This is a genomic window from Pedobacter sp. (assembly GCF_045628745.1).
Lineage (GTDB): Bacteria > Bacteroidota > Bacteroidia > Sphingobacteriales > Sphingobacteriaceae > Pedobacter.
The window spans coordinates 1-3,142 of record NZ_JAZQPU010000323.1; the positions used below are offsets into that span (position 1 = coordinate 1).

Consider the following 3,142-nt stretch of genomic DNA (forward strand, 5'->3'; position numbering starts at 1 on the left):
GCTTTGGCAGGTGAAAAGCGATCGGCAAGTTTACCGCCGATTAAATTACCGACAAACATGCCTAAACCAGCCAGAATCAAGATATAAGTAATAGAATCTCCAGAAAATCCACCTACTTCGGTAAGTAAAGGTGCAATATAGCTGTACCAGCAAAATAATCCTCCTGTACCAATTGATGTCATCAAAATGATGATCCAGGCTTGTGGAAGTTTAAAAAAGCTCAGTTCTTTTTTTAAATCCCTGTCTTTATTTGCCGGAAGGATGGGAAGCCAGTATTTTAAGCTCAATAGCGTGATGATGCCTACAATAACGACAATGACAAAAGTATAACGCCATAAAAAATGGTGACCAATATAGGTGCCAAGAGGCACCCCTGCAATGTTGGCAATGGTTAAACCAGCAAACATCAATGAAACGGCCTGTGCTTCTTTACCTTTTTCGGCTATTTTACTGGCCACTACAGAGCCTACGCCAAAAAAAGCACCATGAGGTAAACCTGCTAATAAACGGGCAATAAATAGGGTGGTATAATCTGGTGCAAAAGCAGAAAGGGCATTAAAAGCCGTGAACATCACCATTAAGGCAATTAATATCTTTTTAGGAGGGTAGCTGCCGGCAATCATAATTAACAAGGGAGCGCCGATTACTACGCCCAATGCATAGGCAGAAATCAGGTGCCCTGCCTGTGGGATGCTGATAGCAAGGTCTTTAGAGATATCTGGCAGTAAGCCCATCATCACAAATTCTGTGATACCAATACCTAAACCACCAAGGGTAAGGCTATATATACTCTTTTTCATAAAATTCTTTTTTATTGGTAAGGAAGCGATCTGGAGCCTGAATGCTGCTATTGGTTAGCGTTAAGCTTTAGATGCTATCACCGCTACAAAGTTAGTGTATAAAATACACTTTGCCAAAGTATCGCTAAATTTGACTTTACAAAAGTTTAATAATAAAAATTATAGCTAATAAATACTAAATAAATTAATTAGATAAAAATATTTAAAAATACTTGTAAGTATTTTTAAAATTAATTAGATTAGATAATAGAAGTGAGTTATAATTATCCAGGTCATTTATCCCTAAATCCAGTAATTATGCATAAAATTTATCTTTCCCTCTATTAACCCTACCTAACCAAATATTTTATGTTCAAAAAACTACTCTGTCTCAAAAGGAAGATTTTCCTTTTGTGCGCTAGCATGCTCCTGTTTCTGGGAGTAAATGCTCAAGAAAATGTCACCGGTAAAGTAACCAGTAGTGACGATAAATTACCTGTTATTGGGGCAACGATTAAAGTAAGAGGTACCCAGCAAGGTACCATTACCGATGCAAACGGTGCATTTATTTTAAAAGCGGGCCCGGAAGATGTACTTGTGGTCTCTTTCATTGGCTACCGAACCATGGAAGTTCCCGTCAATAACCAAACCTCCCTCAACATTGTGCTACAGGCCGATGCCAGTAACCTTACCGAAGTGGTGGTAACCGGTTATACCAGTCAGCGGAAGAAAGATTTAACAGGTGCAGTCGCCGTGGTGAACATTGCCCAGTTAAAATCACAGCCAGCCGCTACAGCAGTGGAAGCGCTGCAAGGTAAAGCGCCGGGTGTGCAAATTGTTAATGATGGTGCCCCAGGCTCCACACCACAAATCAGGGTGCGGGGTATCACCACCATCAACAATAACGATCCCCTTTATGTGGTGGATGGTGTGCCTTTTGAAGGGAAATTAAGCTGGCTTAACCAGAATGACATTGAAAGTATGCAGGTTCTGAAAGATGCCTCTTCTGCATCTATTTATGGTGCCCGTGCCAATAATGGTGTCGTAATCATCACCACCAGGAAAGGAACGGAGGGTGCGCCAAAAATTACCTTCGACAGTTATTTCGGTACCCAGACGCCAAGGAAGAGTACCTTCCCGGAGATGATGAATCCGCAGCAGTATGCGGAATACCTTTTCACTTCTTATCGCAATGCCGGACAAACGCCACAAACCGGTGATAATTATGGAACAGGCGATTCACCGATTTTGCCAGAATACCTGGTTGCCGGAAGTGTAAACGGTCAGAATGTAACTGCTGCAGATGCAGATCCTTCCAGGTATAATTACAGTAGAGATCCAGGATTATTTTACCAGATCACCAAGGCCAACCAGCAGGGTACCGACTGGTTTAATGAAATTACCGAGAGTGCCCCTACACAGAACTACCAGCTCAGTGCAGCCGGTGGTGGAGAAAACTCTACTTATAGCTTTTCATCGGGCTACTTAAACCAGCAGGGTACCATTAAATATACGGGTTTCAAACGTTATAACATCAGAGCAAATACCAGTGTTTCTGCTCTGGATAAAAGAGTGCGATTTGGGGAAAATGCGCAGTACAGTTATACCGAAGGCTTCGGATATGGGGTAAACCCTAATGTGCCTGGTGAGTATCAGGATGAAGGCAGTGCCATCGGCTGGGCTTATCGTATTCCAACCATTATTCCTGTATATGATATCAATGGCAATTTTGCTGGTAGCCGTGGTAGTCAACTGGGGAATGCAGAAAATCCATTGGCTTTCCTATACCGGGCTAAAGACAATGTCAATAAGAGTAACTTTTTCTTTGGCAATATTTATGGTGAAGTTGACCTCATTAAAGGTCTAACAGCCAGAACAAGCTTCGGTGTGCGTTACGAGAACTATAATGGTTTGACGATACGCTATCCTAACCTTGAGTTCTCTGAAGGTAATAACTCTAATAACCTCAATGAATTTCAAGGTTATACTACAGAATGGACCTGGACAAATACCGTTACCTACAACACCATTTTTAATGAGAAACACCGCTTAAACTTGTTGGCGGGTACCGAAGCTATCAGGTCAAGAAATCGCCAGCTGAATGGTGGTCGTAATGATTTCTTTATCCTGGGCAGCATGGATTATTATTACCTGAATACGGGTACATCAAACATTAGCAATGCCAGTACAGGTACAGTAGGATCGCTGTTTTCTATATTTGGCAGGGCAGATTATTCTTATAACGACCGCTACCTGGCCAGCATTACCTTTCGCCGTGATGGTTCATCCAACTTCGGACCAGAAAATAAATATGGTAATTTCCCTGCCGGAAGTGTTGCCTGGCGGGTTTCTGAAGAAAATTT

The 3,142-nt window shown here is 41.9% G+C and carries 2 protein-coding genes; one reads left to right on the forward strand and one right to left on the reverse strand.

The window, feature by feature from the left end:
- A partial coding sequence (locus ACR2F7_RS11985; protein ID WP_432713795.1) for an MFS transporter occupies window positions 1–800 on the reverse strand: 800 nt, incomplete at its 3' end.
- A gap of 402 nt (window positions 801–1,202) precedes the next feature.
- On the opposite strand from ACR2F7_RS11985, the gene ACR2F7_RS11990 reads away from it, so the two are divergent.
- Window positions 1,203–3,142: SusC/RagA family TonB-linked outer membrane protein (locus tag ACR2F7_RS11990; protein ID WP_432713796.1), on the forward strand; the 1,940-nt coding region annotated here is incomplete at its 3' end.